Origin of the sequence: Streptomyces sp. NPDC002130 (assembly GCF_040296465.1) — a bacterium.
In the GTDB taxonomy this organism is placed as follows: Bacteria; Actinomycetota; Actinomycetes; order Streptomycetales; family Streptomycetaceae; genus Streptomyces.
Window position 1 is genome coordinate 1 of the sequence record NZ_JBEOXI010000157.1, and the last position, 20,071, is coordinate 20,071.

Annotated in this window: 17 protein-coding genes and 2 pseudogenes; 13 read left to right on the plus strand and 6 right to left on the minus strand. The window is 71.8% G+C overall.

Going from position 1 to position 20,071, the window contains the following annotated elements:
• Positions 1-128: 128 nt before the first annotated feature.
• Both ABT116_RS26670 and ABT116_RS26675 read right to left on the minus strand, forming a co-directional pair.
• Entirely contained in the window at positions 129-1,787 is a 1,659-nt protein-coding gene (locus tag ABT116_RS26670; protein WP_351638691.1) for a catalase, read from the minus strand.
• A gap of 110 nt (positions 1,788-1,897) precedes the next feature.
• Positions 1,898-3,241, minus strand: a complete 1,344-nt coding sequence (locus ABT116_RS26675; RefSeq protein WP_351638695.1) for a hypothetical protein — start codon at positions 3,239-3,241, stop codon at positions 1,898-1,900.
• A gap of 100 nt (positions 3,242-3,341) precedes the next feature.
• Between ABT116_RS26675 and ABT116_RS26680 the strand changes: the two genes are divergently transcribed.
• On the plus strand, positions 3,342-3,956 hold the full coding sequence (locus ABT116_RS26680; protein ID WP_351638700.1) for a hypothetical protein: 615 nt from the start codon (positions 3,342-3,344) through the stop codon (positions 3,954-3,956).
• Positions 3,957-4,037: 81 nt separating this feature from the next.
• Here ABT116_RS26680 and ABT116_RS26685 read toward each other — a convergent pair whose 3' ends face one another.
• A complete protein-coding gene (locus tag ABT116_RS26685; protein WP_031139576.1) occupies positions 4,038-4,274 on the minus strand; it encodes a hypothetical protein in 237 nt (78 codons plus the stop codon).
• A 330-nt stretch (positions 4,275-4,604) separates the two neighbouring features.
• Here ABT116_RS26685 and ABT116_RS26690 point away from each other — a divergent pair, with 330 nt between their 5' ends.
• From ABT116_RS26690 to ABT116_RS26715, 6 genes are read left to right on the plus strand one after another with little or no spacing between them, the layout of a single operon-like run.
• Positions 4,605-6,257 (plus strand): ATP-binding protein, encoded by a 1,653-nt coding sequence (locus ABT116_RS26690; protein ID WP_351638709.1) that lies wholly within the window; start codon positions 4,605-4,607, stop codon positions 6,255-6,257.
• Positions 6,254-6,676 carry a roadblock/LC7 domain-containing protein gene (locus ABT116_RS26695; protein WP_062924866.1) on the plus strand — a complete coding sequence of 141 codons (423 nt, stop codon included), beginning with the start codon at positions 6,254-6,256 and terminating at the stop codon, positions 6,674-6,676. The genes ABT116_RS26690 and ABT116_RS26695 overlap by 4 nt, the downstream gene beginning before the upstream one ends.
• Positions 6,673-7,035, plus strand: coding sequence for a DUF742 domain-containing protein (locus tag ABT116_RS26700; protein WP_351638713.1), 363 nt, complete (start codon positions 6,673-6,675; stop codon positions 7,033-7,035). Before ABT116_RS26695 ends, ABT116_RS26700 begins: the two co-directional genes overlap by 4 nt.
• Positions 7,007-7,633 (plus strand): GTP-binding protein, encoded by a 627-nt coding sequence (locus ABT116_RS26705; protein ID WP_351638715.1) that lies wholly within the window; start codon positions 7,007-7,009, stop codon positions 7,631-7,633. The genes ABT116_RS26700 and ABT116_RS26705 overlap by 29 nt, the downstream gene beginning before the upstream one ends.
• Complete coding sequence (locus ABT116_RS26710) at positions 7,630-8,868, plus strand: cytochrome P450 family protein (RefSeq protein WP_351638718.1); 1,239 nt, start codon at positions 7,630-7,632, stop codon at positions 8,866-8,868. Before ABT116_RS26705 ends, ABT116_RS26710 begins: the two co-directional genes overlap by 4 nt.
• Complete coding sequence (locus tag ABT116_RS26715; RefSeq protein WP_351638721.1) at positions 8,865-10,091, plus strand: cytochrome P450 family protein; 1,227 nt, start codon at positions 8,865-8,867, stop codon at positions 10,089-10,091. Before ABT116_RS26710 ends, ABT116_RS26715 begins: the two co-directional genes overlap by 4 nt.
• A gap of 233 nt (positions 10,092-10,324) precedes the next feature.
• Here the strand turns inward: ABT116_RS26715 and ABT116_RS26720 are convergent, their stop codons facing one another.
• A complete protein-coding gene (locus tag ABT116_RS26720) occupies positions 10,325-11,815 on the minus strand; it encodes a helix-turn-helix domain-containing protein (protein ID WP_351638725.1) in 1,491 nt (496 codons plus the stop codon).
• Between the two features lie 171 nt (positions 11,816-11,986).
• On the opposite strand from ABT116_RS26720, the gene ABT116_RS26725 reads away from it, so the two are divergent.
• From ABT116_RS26725 to ABT116_RS26745, 5 genes are all read left to right on the plus strand, one after another.
• Positions 11,987-12,607, plus strand: a complete 621-nt coding sequence (locus ABT116_RS26725; protein ID WP_053672481.1) for an L-threonylcarbamoyladenylate synthase — start codon at positions 11,987-11,989, stop codon at positions 12,605-12,607.
• A gap of 146 nt (positions 12,608-12,753) precedes the next feature.
• Positions 12,754-13,509: a dienelactone hydrolase family protein gene (locus tag ABT116_RS26730; RefSeq protein WP_351638736.1), complete on the plus strand. Its 756-nt coding sequence runs from the start codon at positions 12,754-12,756 to the stop codon at positions 13,507-13,509.
• Between the two features lie 120 nt (positions 13,510-13,629).
• Positions 13,630-14,466 (plus strand): MHYT domain-containing protein, encoded by an 837-nt coding sequence (locus ABT116_RS26735; protein WP_351638741.1) that lies wholly within the window; start codon positions 13,630-13,632, stop codon positions 14,464-14,466.
• A 47-nt stretch (positions 14,467-14,513) separates the two neighbouring features.
• Positions 14,514-16,019: a metallophosphoesterase family protein gene (locus ABT116_RS26740; RefSeq protein ID WP_351638746.1), complete on the plus strand. Its 1,506-nt coding sequence runs from the start codon at positions 14,514-14,516 to the stop codon at positions 16,017-16,019.
• Between the two features lie 102 nt (positions 16,020-16,121).
• Entirely contained in the window at positions 16,122-17,150 is a 1,029-nt protein-coding gene (locus ABT116_RS26745; RefSeq protein ID WP_351638752.1) for an LLM class flavin-dependent oxidoreductase, read from the plus strand.
• A gap of 15 nt (positions 17,151-17,165) precedes the next feature.
• Here ABT116_RS26745 and ABT116_RS26750 read toward each other — a convergent pair.
• Together ABT116_RS26750 and ABT116_RS26755 are read right to left on the minus strand one after the other, a co-directional pair.
• Positions 17,166-17,980 (minus strand): annotated as a pseudogene (locus ABT116_RS26750) (IS5 family transposase).
• A 66-nt stretch (positions 17,981-18,046) separates the two neighbouring features.
• The gene (locus ABT116_RS26755; protein WP_351638754.1) at positions 18,047-19,189 is read right to left on the minus strand and encodes an aromatic ring-hydroxylating oxygenase subunit alpha; all 1,143 of its coding nucleotides are present in this window, start codon (positions 19,187-19,189) and stop codon (positions 18,047-18,049) included.
• A 193-nt stretch (positions 19,190-19,382) separates the two neighbouring features.
• Here ABT116_RS26755 and ABT116_RS26760 point away from each other — a divergent pair.
• A pseudogene (locus ABT116_RS26760) lies at positions 19,383-19,976 on the plus strand (formyltetrahydrofolate deformylase); the annotation flags it as partial.
• Positions 19,977-20,071 lie beyond the last annotated feature (95 nt).

Here is a 20,071-nt window from a genome sequence, read left to right on the forward strand (position 1 = left end):
GGTCTCGGCCTGGTGAACCGTGATGCGGTGAACGGCGTCACGTACGAGCGTGTGACCATGCGCTGCGAGCGGAGTACGCGGAACAGGCCCTCGCGGCGGCCCGTACGGCCCTGGCCGGGTGATCCTCGTCAGCGGGTCACGACGTGCCGTTCGTCGGGGACGCAGTGGGTCATGGTGAGGCCCTCGACGTCGCGCGGCTCGTTCTTGCCGAGGTTGGCCAGGCGTTCGCGGTCCTCGTCCGTGAGGTCCTGGCTCGCCAGCGGCTGCAGTCCTGCCACGTCCTCCGGGCCGATGCCCAGTCCTTCGCCGACCCGCAGGCCGAGGTCGTTCTCGACCAGCAGGAAGTGCCAGACCATGCGCTCCTGGATCGCCCGGTCGCACCGGGACAGTTGACCGATGAAGTTCTTCACCAGGTCGTCGCGTTCCCACTCCTCCAGCAGCAGGTAGCGCTGACCGGCCTGGAGGTAGTCGTTGGTGCGGGGGATGCGCTTGCGGGTGAGCCGGCCCTGGATCTCGGGCCCCTGTTCGTCGTGCGTCGGGTAGCGGGCCTCACGCAGACCCCCGGTGATGGACGGCTCGTAGTTGACCTGCGGGTTCTCTCCCCCGCCGTCCACGTGGTAGGCCATCTGGCCGTCACGCTGGTTGGTGTGCACGTCCGCGTTCTTGGCCTGGTTGACGGGCAGTTGCAGGTAGTTCGGGCCGACGCGGTAGCGCTGGGTGTCGCTGTAGGAGAAGGTCCGGCCGACGAGCATCTTGTCGTCGGAGAAGTCCAGGCCGTCGACGAGGACGCCGGTGCCGAAGGAGATCTGCTCGTTCTCGGCGAAGAAGTCCTTCGGCATGCGGTCCAGCACCATCCGCCCCACCGGTTTCGGCGGGAAGTCCTGCTCCGGCCAGGTCTTGGTGTCGTCCAGCGGGTCGAAGTCGAGCTCCGGGTGGTCGTGGTCGTCCATCATCTGGACGAGCAGTTCCCACTCGGGGTGTTCACCTCGGGCGACCGCCTCGTACAGGTCCTTGGTGGCGTGACCGAGGGTGTCGGCCTGAACGTTGGCGGCGTCCTCCTCGGTCATGCTGCGCACGCCCTGCTTGGGCATCCAGTGGTACTTGACGAGCTTGGTGTCCCCGTCGGGGTTCACCCACTTGTACGTGTTGACGCCGAAGCCCTGCATGTGGCGGTAGTCGGCGGGGATGCCGCGCGGGCTGAACAGGTTGACCAGCATGTGCATCGCCTCGGGCGTCTGCGACATGAAGTCGAAGATGCGGTTCGGCTGCTGCTCGAAGGTCACCGGGTCGGGCTTGAGGGCGTGGATGACGTCCGGGAACTTGATGGCGTCGCGGATGAAGAAGACACCCAGGTTGTTGCCGACCAGGTCCCAGTTGCCGTCCTCGGTGTAGAACTTGACGGCGAAACCACGCGGGTCTCGGGCGGCCTCGGAGGAGTCGCGGCCGCCGATCACGGTGGAGAAGCGGACGGCGACGTCCGTGCGCTTGCCGCGCTCCTGGAACAGCCTGGCCCGGGTGTAGCGGCTGATGGGCTCGTCGCCCCAGGTGCCGTAGGCCTCGAAGTGGCCGTAGGCGGTCACACCGCGGGCGTGCACGACGCGTTCGGGGATGCGCTCCCGGTCGAAGTGGCTGATCTTCTCCAGGAACTGGTAGTTCTCCAGCGTCGCGGGGCCGCGGGCGCCGACGGTGCGCTGGTTCTGGTTGTCGTAGACCGGATGGCCCTGGCGGTCGGTGAGTACCTCGCGGTCGTCGCCCGGTGCGGGGCCGGTGCCGGAAACGTCCGTCATATGCGTGGGCTCCTTCGGCTCGTGGCCGGCGGCCGACCGGGACGGAGCCGCGAGGGCCCGCCCGGCCGGTCCTGGCGGGACGGGCCGGGTACCCGGAAGTGCGGGGTCACTCACGTGCCGGGGGACGGGGCGGGCCGTTCTCGGCAGAGGGACCTCATTTCAGCGAGGAGGGCGGGCCAGCCCGCGCCGTAGCTGACGACGGCCGCGTACACCGCGTCCACGGCCGCCCGGAGCGGGTCGGGTTCGGCTGCGCCGGTCACGGCGGGGAGGGCCGCGTGCGGTTGCGAGACGGGCAGGGACGGATCCGGCGGACCGAAACTGACGAGCAGGCCGTACCGGCCGGGTTCCGGGGCCGGCGGCGGACTCGGCCGCGATGCGACAGCCGAATCGGGGGCCGGCGAGCTCCACTGCCCTGCGACGGCACTCGCCGGGCCCACCACCATCGTCGCCGCCTCCACGGGCGACAGGGCGACCGTGCCCGGGGGCAAAGACGAGTCCGCGAAGGGCGGGCGTTCGGGCGGGATCGCCTGGCCGACGGTCCGGTCCGGGCAGGCCGGGTCGGAGGCGAGGGTGTGCCACATGCGGTCGTCGTCGTCGAAGGGCGGGGGCAGCGGGTGGCCTTCGTCCAGGGCCGTGAGCGCGTCGGTGACCCAGTCGAGGGCGGTGAGCCCGGCCGCCTCACAGGCCCGGTGGGCTGCCAGCAGGGCCACCGCGCGCTGGGTGGCGGGGCCCGCTGCGTCGAGGGCGTGCAGGAGGTCGGGGTCGAAGTCGCGCAGCCCGCTGACATTGCCGCCGACGGCGCGCAGAGCGTCGCTCGGCAGACGTCCGCCCCACTGCCACCGTTCGCGGGCGAGCCTGCGCTCGCGTTCCGCCGTCTCCTGCGCGAGGCGGTCCCGGCGCTCGGCTTCGGCTCTCTCGGCGGGGGTGGGCGGGGGCGGCAGGTCACGGGCGTAGCCGTGCCAGTGGGCGGCGGTGCGCGAGGTCTCCTTCAGGACGCGGTCCGGCGCGGGCGCGGCCGGCCAGAACTGCAGGAGGTAGCGATCCAGTTGCGGCTCATCGTCCATGCGGGTGTCCGCCGCACCGGCCCGGTCCATGCCGATGGCGCAGTAACGCACCCGGTAGTCGGTCTCGTCGAGCCCCAGGTCCCAGGAGTCCTCCCCCGCCCACGCCACGAGCGCGCTGTCCCCCGAGACCGGGCGGAAGGACACCTCGACCACGTCTTCCCAGGACTCATCCAGCGACGGAGCCTGGTCGTGCACTTCGACCGTGAAGCCGACCTCGCCGGTGTGCAGGCCGGTGCTCAGCCAGAGGGCTCCCGCTGTCGCCGCACCGCACAACCCCGCGCTCTGCCCGGCGAACGCCTCGGCCAGATCGGGCCCGTAGCCGTCCGGGTCGCTCTCGACGTAGATCTGCCCGTAGTGCACGTGGACCTCTCCCTCGACCGGTCTGCGCACGGTCAACTCCTCCTCGTCCGCCGGGGGATGCAATGGTGAGCTGCCGGCATCGTGGCATGCGCCACTGACAACCGGGCCGGGTCACGGGAGAGGGAGAAGCGTGCGGCACGTCTACTGGATCGGGGGCGGCAGCGGCGCGGGCAAGTCCACGATCGCCCGCCGTCTCGCCGACCGGCACGGCTGGCGTCTCTACGCGACGGACGACGTGATGGCGGATCACGCGCGCCGGACCACCGCCGACGAGGCGCCGTTCCTGCACGCGTTCATGGCCATGGACCTGGACGAGCGGTGGGTCGACCGGTCCCCCGAGACCATGCTGGAGACGTTCCCCTGGTTCCGGGGCGAGGCCTTCGGCCTGATCGTGGAGGATCTCGCGCGACTGCCCCGGGACACGCCTGTGGTCGTCGAGGGGTTCCGGCTGCTGCCGCACCTGGTGAAGCCGCTGCTCACCGAGCCCGGACACGCGGTCTGGCTGCTGCCCACACCCGACTTCCGCCAGGTCGCGTTCGCGAGCCGCGCCACCCCCGGGGGAAGGTTCACGCAGCGGACCGGTGATCCCGGGCGGGCGGAGGACAACCTCGCCGTGCGGGACGCCCTGTTCACCGAGCGGCTGCGCGCGGAGACCACGCGCCTGGGGCTGCCCGCCGTCACCGTGGACGGCACGTCGACGGAGGACGAACTCGCCGAGCGGGTCAGCGAGATCTTCCGGCTCTGACACGGAGGCTTCGGCACGGAGGCACTGACACGGAAAAGGCCCGGACCCCGCGGGGTCCGGGCCTTCGTGGGCCGGTGAGCCTCAGCCTCCGTCGAGGCGTGCGCGCAGCAGCCCCTTGCCCAGTTCGGCACCCTTGCGGCTGTCCGCCTGGGCCTTGCGGAACAGGTCCGCGACCTCGGTGTCCTTGGCGCGCTCGGCGTCCTGGATGTAGCTCTCCAGGCGCAGGGCGTTGTTCAGGCACGCCTCGACGTACCAGATGAGGTTGTAGTCCTTGTCCTGCGTACCGGTCACACCGCCGGTCTCCGATCCACTGCTCATGCGGGCCTCCTTCTCGCGGAGCGGACCTCTTCAGGCGCCGGACGAGTACCCGCCCTCCGGCCGGGCACACAGCCCGCGTCCACCACCCGGAGTGACCGGCCCGTCACGGTGGCCGGGCCAGCGGGTCAGACCCGTACGCACCACCAACTCCCGCCCCCTGTACGGCAATTCGGACAGTTACCTCGATAGCCCACAGACAGCGATCACTTTCGGAACGAAGTGGCGCTCCACCGTGCGAGACCGGTCGATGACGGTGTGTACTGTGCTGCGGGTGGCTCGCCTGAGCGCCTCGGATCCAGCCCTGCCCGACTCCCTCCTGGAATCGACTCGATGATCGAAGTACCGGACCTGGCCGTCGGCGCCCTCGCTCTCGGCACACTGTCCGCGTTCGCCCTCGGCGGCGGGCTGCTGCGCGCACGGCGGCACCTGGCCGCGCAGCGCGCGAAGACGGCCGCGCTGCGGGCCCGACTCGACGGCACGACAAGGGCGTTCACCTCCGAGGTCGAGCATCTGGCGGCACGGCGGGTGCCCGCCGCGGCCCGGCAGGCCGCACATTCCCACGTCAGCGAGCCCGGCCCGCTGAACCCGCAACTGGCCGGCTCGCCCCTGGGGAGCGCCCTGGAGCAGGTGCTGAAGGGACTGCACACCGAACTGGCCGCGCAGCGCACCCGGATCGACGCGGCGGCGCAGGCCGGGATGCGCGGGGCCACCCGGGAGATCCAGGCGGCACTGTACCGGCTGCAGGACGCCCTGCGGGGACTGCAACAGCGTTACGACGACCCCGGGTTGACGCAGACCCTGTTCGAACTGGACCACGAGAACGAGCAGTCGCTGCGGCGCGCGCAGATCGCCGCGGTGGTGTGCGGGGCCTGGGTGGGGCTCGCCCGGGAGGAGTCCCATCTCGTGGACGCGGTGACGGGCGGTCAGGCCCGGCTCGCGGGCTACCGCCGCGTCCGGGTCAACAACCACCTCGCGGCCGGTACGGCGCTGGTGTCCCACGCCGTCGAGCCGGTCGCCATCATCGTCGCCGAGCTCCTCGACAACGCGCTGCGGCATTCCGCACCCGACACGGACGTCGTGGTCAATCTCGAGGCGGTCCACCACGGGGTCTGCGTCACCGTGGACGACGCCGGTCTGGGCATGACGCAGGACGAGCGGGCCCGGGCCCAGCGGATGGTCGCCGGTTCGGGTCCGATCCTGCTGACCGAGCTCGGGGATCCGCCGCGCATGGGGCTCGCGGCCGTCGGCCGGCTGACCCGGCAGTTCGATCTGAGCGTGGACCTTTCCTCCCCGTCGCCGTACGGCGGGGTGCGGGCGGTGCTGCGGGTCGACAGCCATCTGCTGACGCGCATCGACCCGGAGGAGCAGCCCCCGGCGGCCAGTGCGCCGCGTTCGACCCGGCGGGAGGCGGTGCGGGACGCGGGGAGCCGTTCCAACGCGTCCCACGGCTCGGTCCCGGGCCCCTCCGGCCCGCACCACACGCTCCGCCCCGGGCGGCCCGCCCCGCAGCGCACGCCCCACCCCGCCCCGGCCGCCGCGTCCGACGGCTCCGAGCCGGACGCCGAGCTCCGCAGGGCCGAACCGCTCCCCACCGACGCAGGCACAGGCGCAAGCACAGGCACAGGCACAGGCGATGCAGCGGACGATCACGGCTACGGCACGGAGCAGCACCTGGGCGGTGACGACGCCCCGGTCCTCGGCCACCACGGCCCGCGGGACAGCGGCGGCCTCCCCCAGCGGCGTCGCCGCGGTCGCTCCACCACCTCGGCCGACCCCGCACCACCTCGCCGTTCCCGCCGTCCGGAGGAGTCCGCAGCCGCCCTCGGCGCCCTCCAGTCCGGCACCGCGGCAGCGCGTACCGCCGCACGGTCGAACGCAGGCGCCGTTCCAGCCGTACCTGAGGGTGCCCCGGCCGCGACCACGGCGGACGCGGTATCCGAGGCCACCGACAGCACCGACCACGAAGGGGGAACGGCTCGATGACCAGCCGCGCAGCGGGGGACACGGCATGGGTGCTCGAACCGGTCCTGGAGGTGCCGCACGTCGTGGCCGCCGCCCTGCTCACCCGGGACGGACTCGTCACCGGCTACACCGACGCGCTGTCGCGGCCGTCGGCCGAGCGGGTCGCGGCCATCACCAGCACCGTGCAGGGCGCCTGCCGTACCGCGGCGGCGGCGTTCGCCGACACCGACCGGGCGGAGATCCGGCAGGTCGTCATCGAGTCGGACCACGGCTATGTGCTGATCGTGCCGACGGACCACGGCACCTGCGTCGCCGCGTACGGCGATCCCGAGGTGCGGCTGGACCTGCTCGCCCACCGGGTGCACTCGCAGGTGGCGCGGCTGGGCGAGAAGGCGATGGCCGCGGGGCCCCGAGGTGCCGACGGCGACACGCCGGCATGACCGGCCGCCGAGGCGGCCGTCCCCTGGTTCCCGCGTACCTGTCGACCGGCGGGGTGGCGCGGCCCAGCCGTGCGCATCTGGAGCGGCTTTCGGTCCTCACCGGCAGCGGTGAGCCGGCCCCCGCCGACCTGCCCGCCGCCCAGGCGGCCCTGCTGGAGGAGCTGGAGTACGGCTCCCTGACGGTGGTGGAGGCCGCGGCCCTGCTGCGGCTGCCGGTCTCCGCGGTGCTGGTGCTGGCCGCCGACCTCCTCGACCGTGACCTGGTGCTGGCCCGCGCGCCGATCCCGCCCGCCCGGCGCTTCGACCCCGATCTGCTGAAGAGAGTGGCCGATGGCCTCCGCGACCTCAAGCACCGTTGACGCCGAGCCGGGGGGTGCGGGCATCCACCTGCCCGACACCGCCCAGGACTTGGTGAAGATCCTGATCACGGGGCCGTTCGGGGTGGGAAAGACGACCCTGATCCGCTCCGTCTCCGAGATCCGGCCGCTGCACACGGAGGAGCCGCTCTCGCAGGCATCCGCACAGGTCGACGATCTCGCCGGGGTACGGGACAAGTCCACCACCACGGTCGCCATCGACTTCGGCCGGATCAGCCTGCCGGGCGGCATCGTGCTGTATCTGTTCGGCACACCCGGCCAGGAACGCTTCCGGGCCCTGTGGGACGACGTCGCCCACGGGGCGCTCGGCGCGCTCGTGCTGGTGGACGCCCGTCGGATCGACGCCTCGTTCGGCGTGCTGGGGCTGGTGGAGGAGTCGGGTCTGCCCTACGCGGTCGCCTTCAACACCTTCCCGGACGCACCCCGCCACCACACGCCCGAGCAGCTGAGGGCCGCCCTGGACCTGGAGCCCACGACTCCCATGGTGACGTGTGACGTGCGGGAGTCGGACTCCGCGGTCGACGCCCTGCTCGCGCTGGTACAGCACCTGATCGACCACCACCTCCCGGAGTCCCGGTGACCCACCCCTCCCCCGCCGAGCAGGCCTTCTCCCTCGCGGCGCCCGTCCGCCTCTGGGAGGACGGCTTCGCCCGCGATCCCCACCCCTACTACGCGGCCCTGCGCGCTCACGGCCCGGTCGGCTGGGCGGAACTCGCGCCGGGTGTCCCGGCCTATGTCGTCACCGACCGGCGGGCGGCGCTGGACCTGCTGCACGACACGGAGACGTTCTCGCACGATCCCCGGCCGTGGGAGGCGACCGTCCCCGACGACTCGCCGGTGCTGGGCATGATGCGCTGGCGTCCCAACACCCTGTTCGCCGACGGCGGCGCCCACCTGCGCTACCGCACCTCGCTGATCGACGCCTTCGATCTGGTGGAGCCGCACGATCTGCGGGCCCGGGTGCACCGGGCGGTGCACCTGCTGGTGAGCCGGATCGGGCCGCGCGGCGAGGCCGACCTGGTGGGCGAGTTCACCCGGCCGCTGATGGCGCTGGTGTTCAACAGCCTGTTCGGGCTGCCGGACAGCGCGAGCGACCGGCTGAACGCCGCGCTGGGCAAGCTGATCGAGGGCGGCGCCCAGGCGGCGCAGGGCGAGGCCGAGTTCGGCGGGTACGTGCTGGAGCTGATCGCCGCCAAGACCGAGCGGCGCGGGGACGACCTGCCGAGCTGGCTGCTGGACCATCCGGCGGGGCTGACCCCCGAGGAGGTCACCTGGCAGGTGTTCCTCACCCTCGGCGCGGGGCACGAGCCGACGGCCAACCTGGTGTCCAACGCACTGTCCCGGATCCTCGGCAACCCGTCCTACTACTCGACGCTGACCAGCGGCGCCCGCCCGGTGACGGACGCGGTGCTGGAGGTTTTGCACCACGAGACGCCGCTGGCCAACTACGGCATTCATTACGCGCGTACGCCGGTCGCCCTGCACGGCGTGTGGATCAGGGCAGCGGTGCCGGTGGTGATCTCCTACGGCGCGCTCGCCCAGGCCGCCGAGCAGGAGCGCGGCACGGAGCGCCACCCGTCGGACGCCTCGCACCTGTCCTGGTCGGCGGGCCCGCACGCCTGCCCGGTCAAGCAGCACACCCTGCTCATCGCCACCGAGGCGATCGAACGGCTCACCCAGTGGCTGCCCGACCTCGAACCCGTCCTGCCCCGCGAGCGCCTGACGTGGCGACCAGGTCCGTTCCACCGCTCGCTGACGGCGCTGCCCGTCCGTTTCAGCCCCCGCTCCCCCGACCGGCCAGGAGGACGACCGTGACCGTGACCGACCGCATCGCACTGGACCCGCTGGGTGCCGACATCGCCGCCGAGAGCGCCCGGCTGCGCGCCCTCGGCCCGATCGTGCCCGTGCAGCTGCCGGGCGGCATCCCGGCCTGGGCGCCGACGCGCTACGACACGCTGAAGGAGCTCATCCTCGACCCACGGGTCAGCAAGGACCCGCGGCTGCACTGGCGGCTGTGGCCCGAGATCGCCGAGAAACCGTCCTGGGCCTGGATCCTGGGCTGGGTCGGCGTGGTGAACATGCTCTCCACGTACGGACCGGACCACACCCGGCTGCGCAAGCTGGTCGCGCCCAGCTTCACGCACCGGCGCACCGAGGCGATGCGGCCCCGGGTGGAGGCGATCACGGCGGAGCTGCTGGCCGCGTTGGAGGCCGCCGACGGCGAGGTCGTGGACGTCAAGGAAGGGTTCGCCCATCCGCTGCCGATGCGGATGATCTGCGAACTGATGGGCGTGCCGGACGAGTTGCGGGATGACACCGGCCGGCTCATCGCGGCCATCATGGACACCTCCGATCCGAGCCCGGAGCACGCGGCGTCCGTGCAGCGGCAGATCGGGACGGTGCTGCCGGCGCTGATGGCCCACCGGGCCGCGCACCCCGGGGACGACATGACGTCCGAGCTGATCCGGGTCCGGGACGAGGACGGCGACCGGCTGAGCGACGAAGAGCTGCTGTACACGCTGCTGCTGGTGATCGGCGCCGGTTTCGAGACCACCGTGAACCTCATCGGCAACGCGGTGGTCGCCCTGCTCCGCCGTCCCGAGCAGCTGGCGGCCGTCCGGTCCGGGGAGATCGGCTGGGAGGCCGTGGTCGACGAGACGCTGCGCGCCCACCCGTCGATCGCGTCGCTGCCGCTGCGGTTCGCCGTCACCGACCTCGCCGTCGGCGAGGTCACGATCCCGGCCGGCGACGCCATCATCACGACGTACGCCGCCGCGGGGCTCGATCCCGAGCACTACGGGCCGGACGCCGACCACTTCGACGCCACCCGCGGCGCCGACGACCATCTGGCCTTCGGGATCGGCGTCCACCGCTGCATCGGGGCGCCGCTGGCCCGGCTGGAAGCCCTCACCGCGCTGCCGGCCCTGTTCGACCGGTTCCCCGGCCTGCGCCTGGCCACCGGCGACGACGGCCTGCGGCAGGTGCCGTCGTTCATCGCGTTCGGCTGGCAGGAGATCCCGGTGCGGCTGCGGGGCTGACGCCCCGGGGGGGATGCCCGCCTCGCAGGGCAGCTCGCGGGAGCGCGACCGGTCCCCCGTTCCGGTCGGGCCCCCGCGGTGGGTTGAACTTACGTCCCCGTCCGAGGCCTTGTGAACCGTGTCGATGCCCGCTGCACGCTCAGCGGGGCTCACCCGTGCACAGCTGAGTCCGGATGGCCCGGTTTCGTCCCGCCCGGATCCGGCCAACCGGTTGCCCCGGAGGCAAAACAGACTCACGCCGGGCTCCGCAGGACCGGCAGATCGAGGTCGCCCACGGTCAGGTGCGCCAGTACCACCTCGTACAGGTCGGTGCCCGCGGCGAGCAGTTGGCGTTCCAGGACGGGTTCGGCGCTGCGGACGTGCTCGCGCACGGTCTGGGCGTGCACACCCAGGGCCTGTGCGGCCCGTTCGGCGTTGCCGCCGACGGCGATCCAGGTGCGCAGCGTCCGGCGTGGATTGCGGGCGTCGGCGTCGAGCCGCCCCAGCAGGTCCTGCCCCCAGGTGCGTACGGCGGGGCCGGACAGCAGGTCGGCGAGCCGCAGAACCGGCTCCCCGGCGCCGTCGGACGGTGCATCGGGCAGGCCGATCCGGGTGTTGAGCGCCAGGTGGACCACGGCCCGGACCGTGAGGTCGGCGAAGTCGGTGCCGAGCAGGGCCTCGACGCGTTCCATCCGGGCGCGGACGGTGTTGCGGCTGACGCCGAGGACCTTGGCGGCGTTGACTGCGGTGAACTCCAGGCCGAGCCGGGTGGTGGCGAGCAGTTCGGCGCGGGTGTGGTGCGGCAGGGTGTCGAGGGGCCGCAGCACACGGGACGTCCAGCCGCGCAGCGCCACCGGGTCCATCAGGCGTTCGGGGTGGGTGCGCTCGGCGTAGACGGCCGTCTTGTCGGGCCGGAAGTGGGCGACGGCCAGGGCGCTGACGGCCTGCCCGTACGCGGTGGCGGTCTGGGCGAGGCTCTGGCGGACGCTGCCGCCGAGGAACAGGTCCGGGTGGCGTCCGACGAGGGACCGCAGAGCGTCGCCCGTGGTCTCCCTGGGGCCGACCACGATCACATGCCCGTCCATGGCCGGGCAGCGCACGACCAGGGCGTCCTCCCGGGTGCTGTCCAGACACTCCTCGGCGACGCGGTCGCGCAGGTCGGGAGCGGATTCGACGACGTACACGCACGCCGTTTCGGCGTCGAGCAGGCCGGGCCAGAGTCCGGCGGCGACGCGGCGGGCGGCGATGGTGTCCTCGACCATCAGCAGCTGCAGGATCGCCAGGCGCAGGTCGGAGGTGGCCCGGCGCAGCCGGTGCCCGGCCGCGGTCGACTCGCTCGCCGTCAGCAGCAGCTCGATCACCTGGGCGGTGTGCGTGACGACGCCGGAGGCCCGCCGGTCGAAGGGGTCCTGCCGGGAGACGGCCAGCACGCACGCGTGGGACGGGTGCTCCACCCTGACCAGACGCAGGTGGCGCTCCCGGCTCTCCCAGGCCGCGGAGGCGATCCGGCCGGCGGTGATGTCCGCGACCAGGTCCTCGTCCAGCGGGAGCCGGTTTCCGGCGATGAGGTTGCCGGCGGCGTCCTGCAGGGCCACGGTCGCGCCCACGGTGCCGGCCAGCCAGGCGACGACTCTGCGGACATCACGCCCGGCCGGACGCAGATGCTCGAGCAGTTCCTCCGCCCACGCCGGACCCGTGCCGGCCTGCGCCTCCCGCTGCCGGTTCCCGTCCTCTCGGCCAGCCACCTGGGCCTTCCCCTCGCTCTTCGTGCCGCCTCCGGCACACCGGTCGGGGACGTTACCTCACGTCCGCAGGGCGATCGCCCGGCCCGGACACGGACGGCGGCGGGGGCCGGTGTCCCCGGGCCCGGCCCCCTGCTGCGCCGCCGACCCGCGCCGGCGGCATAAGCTCGGCGGATGGCGAAGTACTACGACGTGCACCCCGACAATCCGCAGGCCCGCACCATCGGCCAGATCGCCGACAGCATCCGCGCCGACGCTCTTGTCGCCTACCCCACGGACTCCTGCTACGCACTGGGCTGCCGTATCGGCAGCCGTGACGGCATCGACCGGATCCGCACGATCCGCAAGCTGGACGACCGGCACCACTTCACCCTCGTGTGCCAGGACTTCGCCCAGCTCGGCCAGTTCGTGCGGATCGACAACGACGTGTTCCGCGCGATCAAGGCCTCGACGCCCGGCAGCTACACCTTCATCCTGCCCGCGACGAAGGAGGTGCCGCGCGTGCTGCAGCACCCCAAGAAGAAGACGGTCGGGGTGCGCATCCCCGACCACGTCGTCACCCAGGCCCTGCTGGCCGAACTCGGTGAGCCGTTGCTGTCCAGCACCCTGCTGCTGCCCGGCGAGGAGGAGCCGATGACGCAGGGCTGGGAGATCAAGGACCTGCTCGACCACGTGCTGGACGGGGTGGTCGACTCCGGCGACTGCGGTACCGAGCCGACGACGGTCGTCGACTTCTCCGGCGGGGAGGCCGAGATCGTGCGGCACGGCGCGGGCGATCCCTCACGGTTCGAGTAAAGCGCGCCCCAAAGGCCGTTCACGGTTCAACCGTATGTCGGGGGTGGGCGAAATGCCCCGGGAAGGGGCGTGTCACGATGACCATGATCCGCCCGGTCACGCGGACGGGTTGCAGGCCCCCACCCCCGCAGAGAGGCAGCCCAGCCATGACCGCCGTACAGGGAACCTCCGTCGACATCCCCACCGAGGACGGCACCGCCGACGCGTATCTGGCCCACCCCGCCGACGGGGCCGCCCACCCGGCGGTCCTGGTGTTCATGGACGCCTTCGGTCTGCGACCGCAGCTGCGGTCCATGGCGGACCGGCTGGCCGCCGAGGGTTACACGGTGCTGGTGCCGAACGTGTTCCACCGGCACGGCCGCGCGCCCCTGTTCGACCTTCCCGAGTTCATCGACCCGGGGGCGCGTCCGGAGATATTCGAGCGCATCGTGCCGGTCATGCAGGACCTGACGAACGAGCGGGCGATGCGGGACGCCGGTGCGTATCTGCACTGGCTGGCCGAGTCACCCGTGGTGGCCGACGGTCCGGTCGCGCTGACCGGCTACTGCATGGGCGCCCGTCTCTCGCTGCTCACCGCGGGCACCTACCCGGAGCGGGTCGCGGCGGCGGCCGGCTTCCACGGCGGGCGGCTGGCCACGGACACCCCGGACAGCCCCCACCTGGTGGCCGGCAAGGTCACCGCCGAGCTGTACTTCGGCCACGCCGACCAGGACCACTCCCTGCCCGAGGAGCAGATCGAGCGCCTGGAGGAGGCCCTGACGGCGGCGGGCGTGCGCCACCGGTGCGAGGTGTACACGGGCGCGCCGCACGGATTCACACAGGCCGACACCGCGTCGTACCACCGGGAGGGCGACGAGCGGCACTGGTCGGCGCTGCTGGACCTGCTGAAGCGTACATTCTGACCTCAATCGACTCCTTGGTGACACGAGTTGACGGCCTACCGACGGTAAGGGCTTGCTCTCCGTGATCCCTGCGCGTAGACCTTGCTGAACACCAGTCAGGACTCTGGGGGGAGTTGACTCTTGGACGGCACGGTCGACGGGTTCCGCTACGGTGCGGTGACCCCGGTGGCGGCCTATCTGATGGCCTGTTTGGGAGGGGCGCTGGGGCTGCGGTGCATCGTGCGCTCGCTGCTCGACGCGCAGTCGTGGAAGGCGGGCTGGCTTGCGTTAGGCGCCGCCTCCATCGGATGCGGCATCTGGACGATGCACTTCATCGCCATGATCGGCTTCCATGTGGAGGAGACCCGGGTCCGGTACGACGCGGCCACGACGGTGCTCAGTCTCGTCGTGGCCGTCGCCGTGGTGGGCGTCGGCGTGTTCATCGTCGGCCACCGCGGCACGAGCGCTGTCACGCTGGCGGTCGCGGGGGCGGTCACCGGACTCGGCGTGGCGGGCATGCACTACCTCGGCATGGCGGCGCTGCGGCTGAACGGCGACGTCGGCTACGACCCGGTCGGTGTCGCGCTGTCCGTGCTGATCGCCGTCGTCGCCGCGACCGCCGCGCTGTGGTCGGCCGTCACCATCCGCGGATTCCTCATGAGCCTCGGTGCGAGCCTGGTGATGGGCGTGGCGGTGTCCGGGATGCACTACACGGGCATGGCCGCCGTCAGCGTCCATGTGCACGACGCGACCGGCGGGACGTGGGCGGGCGAATCACCCACGTCCCTGCTGCTGCCGATGCTGCTGGGCCCGGTGGTCTTCCTGCTGCTGGCCGGGGTCGTGGTGATGTTCGACCCGCTGCTGGTGCTGGGCGAGCGGCCGTCCGCACGCCGGCCCGCCGCGCCGGCAGCCGCCGACCCCGCGGCGCCACGTCGCCCTGCGTGGCGCACCACGGCCTCGTCCACGAGCGAGCGGTGAGCCGCCCACCCCGGAAACAGGGCATGATCGATTGCTACGGTGCACCCGTGTCCGACTCCTCACGCGATACCGCCGAAGGCGCCGGCTGGGGCACCAGCGAACCGGGCGCGTACCGGGCGTTGATGCCGCCGAAGGCCGAGAAGATCTCCTGGCTGAACCCGAAGATGCTGTGGGTCGCCCGCAACGGCGTGCTGGCCTCCTGGTTCGGGGACCCCACCGGCCGGACGCGCAGCCGGTGGGTGGCGCAGCGGGCGGCCTCGGGCGCACCGGCCGACAAGGTGATCCGCCGGGACGACCCGGACCGGTTCTCCTTCCTGGTCATCGGTGACACCGGCGAGGGCGACGACCCCCAGTACGCCGTCGTGCCGGGCTTCCTGAGGGCCGGTCAGGACACCCGCTTCGCCGTGCTGGCCAGTGACGTGATCTACCCGGTGGGCAGCGCGGACGACTACGGCACCAAGTTCTTCCGCCCGTACCGGGACTACCGGGCGCCGATCTACGCGATACCCGGCAACCACGACTGGTACGAGGACCTCGGCGGTTTCATGCGCGTCTTCTGCGACGACGCCCCGCCCCTGCCGCCGGAACCCCGGCCGCGTCCTCTCACCCGGGCCTGGCTGCGGTCGCTGCTGTGGCACCGGCCGCGTCCGGACGCGGGACAACGCCTCGCCGAGGCACGCACGTTGCGCGACGCTCCCGCACAGCAGGCCGTCCAGCCGGGACCGTACTGGGCGATCGACGCCGGCCCGCTGCGGATCATCGGCATCGACACCGGTCTGCTCGGCACCCTCGACGCCGAGCAGGGCGTGTGGCTGCGCGAGGTGTCCCGGGGGCCCCGCCCGAAGATTCTGGTCACCGGCTCGCCCCTGTACGTGGACGGCCGGCGCGAGCCCTGCGCCATCGAAGGGGGCGGCACCGTGGACGACATCGTCCGCGACCCGGGGCACCACTACGTGGCGGCGATCGGCGGCGACATCCACAACTACCAGCGCTACCCGGTCCGGCTCGACGACGGCCGCACGCTCCAGTACGTCGTCGCAGGCGGGGGCGGCGCGTTCATGCACGCCACCCACACGATCCCCCGCGTCGACGTCGCGGGCGTCACCGAGCAGGACTTCCGCTGCTACCCGCTGCGCGGCGACTCCCTGGCCTTCTACAGCCGCCTCTACGGCCGCCGGCTGCGGATGCGCCGCTTCTTCACCCTCACCGAGGCCGAGGCGGCGACCGTGATCGCCGAGCGGCTCGGCATCAGGCCCACCCGCACCCCGGACGCCTCGGCCCGCGTCACCCGGCGCGTCCGCCTGGTCGCCGGACTGCTCGGCACAGGCCGCCGCCCCGACCGGGCCAAGCGGTTCCGGCTGCCCGTGCGGAAGATGTACACGTCGTTGTTCTCGCCGAGCTCGGCGACGTACAGCCCGCCGTTCTTCAAGTGCTTCCTGCGCCTGGACGTCTCCCCCGAAGCGGTCCGGCTGCGCTGCTTCGCGGCGACCGGCAACCGCGCCCAGGAAGTCGCCCCGCCGGTCGAGGACGACGTGACGATCCCGCTGCGCTGACCGGGCGAAGAGGGGCGGACCGGGCGGCCGGTCGGGAACAGCGAGGGCCGCCGCGGGGTTGGCACCGTCATAGGCCATTGAAGGTTCAATGATGGAGGGCCCGTGCCACCGACCCCACGACCGCTGCGCAAGCTGGGTTTCCTGACCATCGGGCTGTTCGACCCGGCGGACCCGCGCCCGGGCCACGAGTCCACCCTGGAGATCATCGAGCTGGGAGAGCGACTCGGCTTCGACAGCGCGTGGGTGCGTCACCGGCATCTGCAGCACGGCATCTCCTCCCCCGTCGCCGTCCTGTCGGCGGCGTCCCAGCGCACGCGCCGTATCGAACTGGGCACGGCGGTGATCCCGCTCGGGTGGGAGAACCCGCTGCGGCTGGCCGAGGACCTGGCCACCGTCGACCTGCTGTCGGGCGGACGCCTCAACCCGGGCGTGAGCGTGGGCCCGCCCATGCACTTCGACCAGGTCAAGGGCGCGCTCTACCCGAGCACGGCCGACGCCGAGGACTTCGGCTACGGGAGGGTGGAGCGGCTGCTGGACTTCGTGCGGGGCAAGCCGGCGACGGACTTCAGCGGCGTCGAGGGCTTCGAGGTCTTCTCGGACCGGGTGCAGCCGCACTCCCCCGGCCTGGGCCGCCGCCTCTGGTACGGCGGTGGCAGCCTGCGGTCGGCCCGATGGGCCGGCGAGCACGGCATGAACCTCCTCTCCAGCAGCGTCGTGAAGGCCGAAGATCCCGACGGGCCCTACGACTTCGCGGAGATCCAGCTCGCGCAGATCCGCGCGTTCCGGGCCGCCCATCCCGACGGCGACGCCGCCCGTGTCTCGCAGGGCCTGGTCGTCATCCCCACCGACTCCGCCTCGTCCGCCCAGCGTGCCCGGTACCAGGAGTACGCCGCCCAGCGCACTCCCCGCACGGCGACGCCACAGGGCCCGGCACGGCTGTTGTTCGCGCCGGACCTCGTGGGCACCTCGGCCGAGATCGCCGAACGGCTGCACGCGCACGCCGCGTTCCGGGAGGTGGACGAGGTGGCGTTCGCCCTGCCGTTCTCCTTCGAGCACGAGGACTACGTGCAGATCCTCACCGACATGGCGACACGACTGGGGCCGGCCCTGGGATGGCACCCGGGGGCCTAGGCAGTTTCCTTTGGATCACCTTGCCGACCAGATGAAGATGGCGGCGATGTGGAGTCCGGCGAGGTAGATGGTGGCGGTCTTGTCGTATCGGGTGGCCAGGCCGCGCCACTGCTTGAGCTTGTTGATGCACCGCTCGACGGTGTTGCGCCGCTTGTATGCCTCGCTGTCGAAGGCCGGCGGGCGGCCGCCGGACCGACCTCTCCTCTTGCGCTTGGCGACCTGGTCGGAGGGTTGGGGAATCACAGCCCGGATCCCGCGTCGGCGGAGATGAGTCCGGATCGCGCGGGACGAGTAGGCCTTGTCGGCGAGGACCACGTCTGGCGTGGTCCTGGGGCGGCCGATCGGGCGGGGCACCCGTAACCGGGTCATGACCTGGGTGAACGCGGGTGCGTCACCTGCCTGGCCGGGCGTGAGCACGAAAGCGAGCGGCCAGCAGTGGCTGTCCGCGGCGAGGTGGATCTTGGTGGTCAGCCCGCCGCGAGACCGTCCGAGGGCATGGTCGTCCGGCTCGCCGGCCGGGGCCCCTTTTGGCGGGCCCCGGCGGCGTGCTGGTGGGCTCGGACGATGGTGGAGTCGACCGCGACGACCCAGTCGAGGTCGCCTTCAGCGTCGGCCTGGGCGAGCAGGGCGGTGAAGACCTTCTCCCAGGTGCCGTCAGCGGCCCACCTCCGCAGCCGGTTGTGGGCGCCTTTCCATGAGCCGAAGTGTTCGGGCAGGTCCATCCACGGTGTCCCGGTGCGGTACTTGAACGCGATCGCGTCGATCACCTGCCGGTGATCCCGCCACGGCCCACCCCGCTTCGGAGCCCGGTCCGGCAACAACGGCTCGATGCGTGCCCACGGGCGTCAGTCAACGACACACCCTGACCAACGATCAGATGATCTGAAGGAAACGGCCTAGCGCTCCGCGAGGTTCGCGCGGGTGCCGAGGCGGTCCTGGACCCAGTCGTGGAACTCGCCGATGTGGTGCTCGCTGGGCACGAGGACCCCGCCCTTGGCGTACAGCCGGGAGCTCATGGCCGGCTGGCAGCGCTCGCAGGCGTCGAAGTCCTGCCGGTTTACCCGGTCGAACAGTTCCACGGACCGGCTGACGTCCCGGCCGCTCTCCACAACACCCTTCAGGTACAGCCAGTCGCACTCGACGATCGTGCGGTCGACCGCGACCGGGAACATCCGGTGGAAGATCACATGGTCGGGTACGAGGTTGATGAACACCTGCGGGCGCACCGTGATGGCGTAGTAGCGGCGGTCCTGGTCCTCGGTGACGCCGGGGATGCGGTCCAGACCCTCCGAGCCGTCGACGGTGAAGCCCTGGACGTCCGCGCCGAACTCGGCGCCGTGCCCCACGTAGAACTGGGCGGCGTACCCGTCGGCGAACTCCGGCAGCACCTCGGTCAGCTCCGGGTGGATGGTCGCGCAGTGGTAGCACTCCATGAAGTTCTCGATGATGAGCTTCCAGTTGGCCTTGACGTCGTAGACGATGCGCCGGCCGACCTCCAGGCTCTCGACGCCGTACCGCTCGATGGACTCGACGTCGCCCAGGCGCGCGACCACGTCGGCGATCACCGACTCCTCGAACGGCGGCGGGTTCTCGGCCAGGCACACCCACACGTAGCCGAGCCACTCGCGCACCGCCACGCTCGCCAGTCCGTACTCGGTGCGGCCGATGTCGGGCATCTTGGTCAGGTTCGGGGCCGCGACGAGTTTGCCGTTCAGGTCGTACGTCCAGGCGTGGTACGGGCATTGGAAGGCCCGCTTCACCTCCCCGGACTCCTGCGTGCACAGCTTGGCACCCCGGTGCCGGCACACGTTGAAGAAGGCCCGGACGGAGCCGTCCCGCGAGCGGGTCAGCAGGACGCTCTCCCGACCGACGTCCACGGTCCGGAACGCACCCGGCTTCGACAGTTCCGACGAGCGTGCCGCGCAGAACCACATGGACTCGAAGATGTGCTCCTGCTCCAGGCGGAAGATCTCCGGGTCGGTGTAGTGGTCGCCGGGAAGGGTCGCGATCAGGCTGTCCGGCAGGCCGGTCGTGGTCATGGTTCACCTCGGAGTGCAGCGCCCCGGTCGGGCGGGTGGTTGCCTCATACGCAACGAGCCTCTTGCTACGCAACTCACAGTGCAGCCCGCCCGAAGCACTGTCAAGACCTTGACCACGGGCCGCCGGAGCCGGGACCATGTTGCGTATCAGTCCCACTGTTGCGCGATACGCACTTCCCTCAGGGAGGGCTCAGTGTCTCTTGGACCCACTACCGGCCGTGAGTTCGTCCTCACCCTGTCGTGCCCCGACCGCTCGGGCCTCGTCCACGCCGTCACCGGCTTCCTCGTGCGGCACTCCGGGAACATCCAGGAGAGCCAGCAGTTCGACGACCGGCTCAAGGACCGCTTCTTCATGCGGGTGCACTTCGACGTCACGGACCCGGCCATGTCGCTGGAGGACCTGAAGTCCGGCTTCGCCCCGGTGGCGGAGGCGTACCGGATCTCCTGGCAGCTGTACGAGGCGTCGACCCCGACGCGCACACTGATCATGGTGTCGAAGTTCGGGCACTGCCTGAACGACCTGCTCTTCCGCTGCCGCACCGGCGCGCTGAACATCGAGGTGCCTGCGATCGTCTCCAACCACCGGGACTTCGAGCCGCTCGCCGACAGCTACGGCATCCCGTTCCACCACGTTCCCGTGACCCGGGAGACCAAGCCCGAGGCGGAGGCGCGGCTGCTGGAGCTCGTCGAGGAGCTGGACATCGACCTGGTGGTCCTCGCCCGCTACATGCAGATCCTGTCGAACGACCTGTGCAAGCAGCTCGAAGGCCGGGCGATCAACATCCACCCGCCCGGCTGACCCACGGCCCCGGCGCGGCGGTGCGCGGCCGGCAGATGTGACCCGACCACCTTCACCACCGTCGCAGCGGCCCCCACGAGACC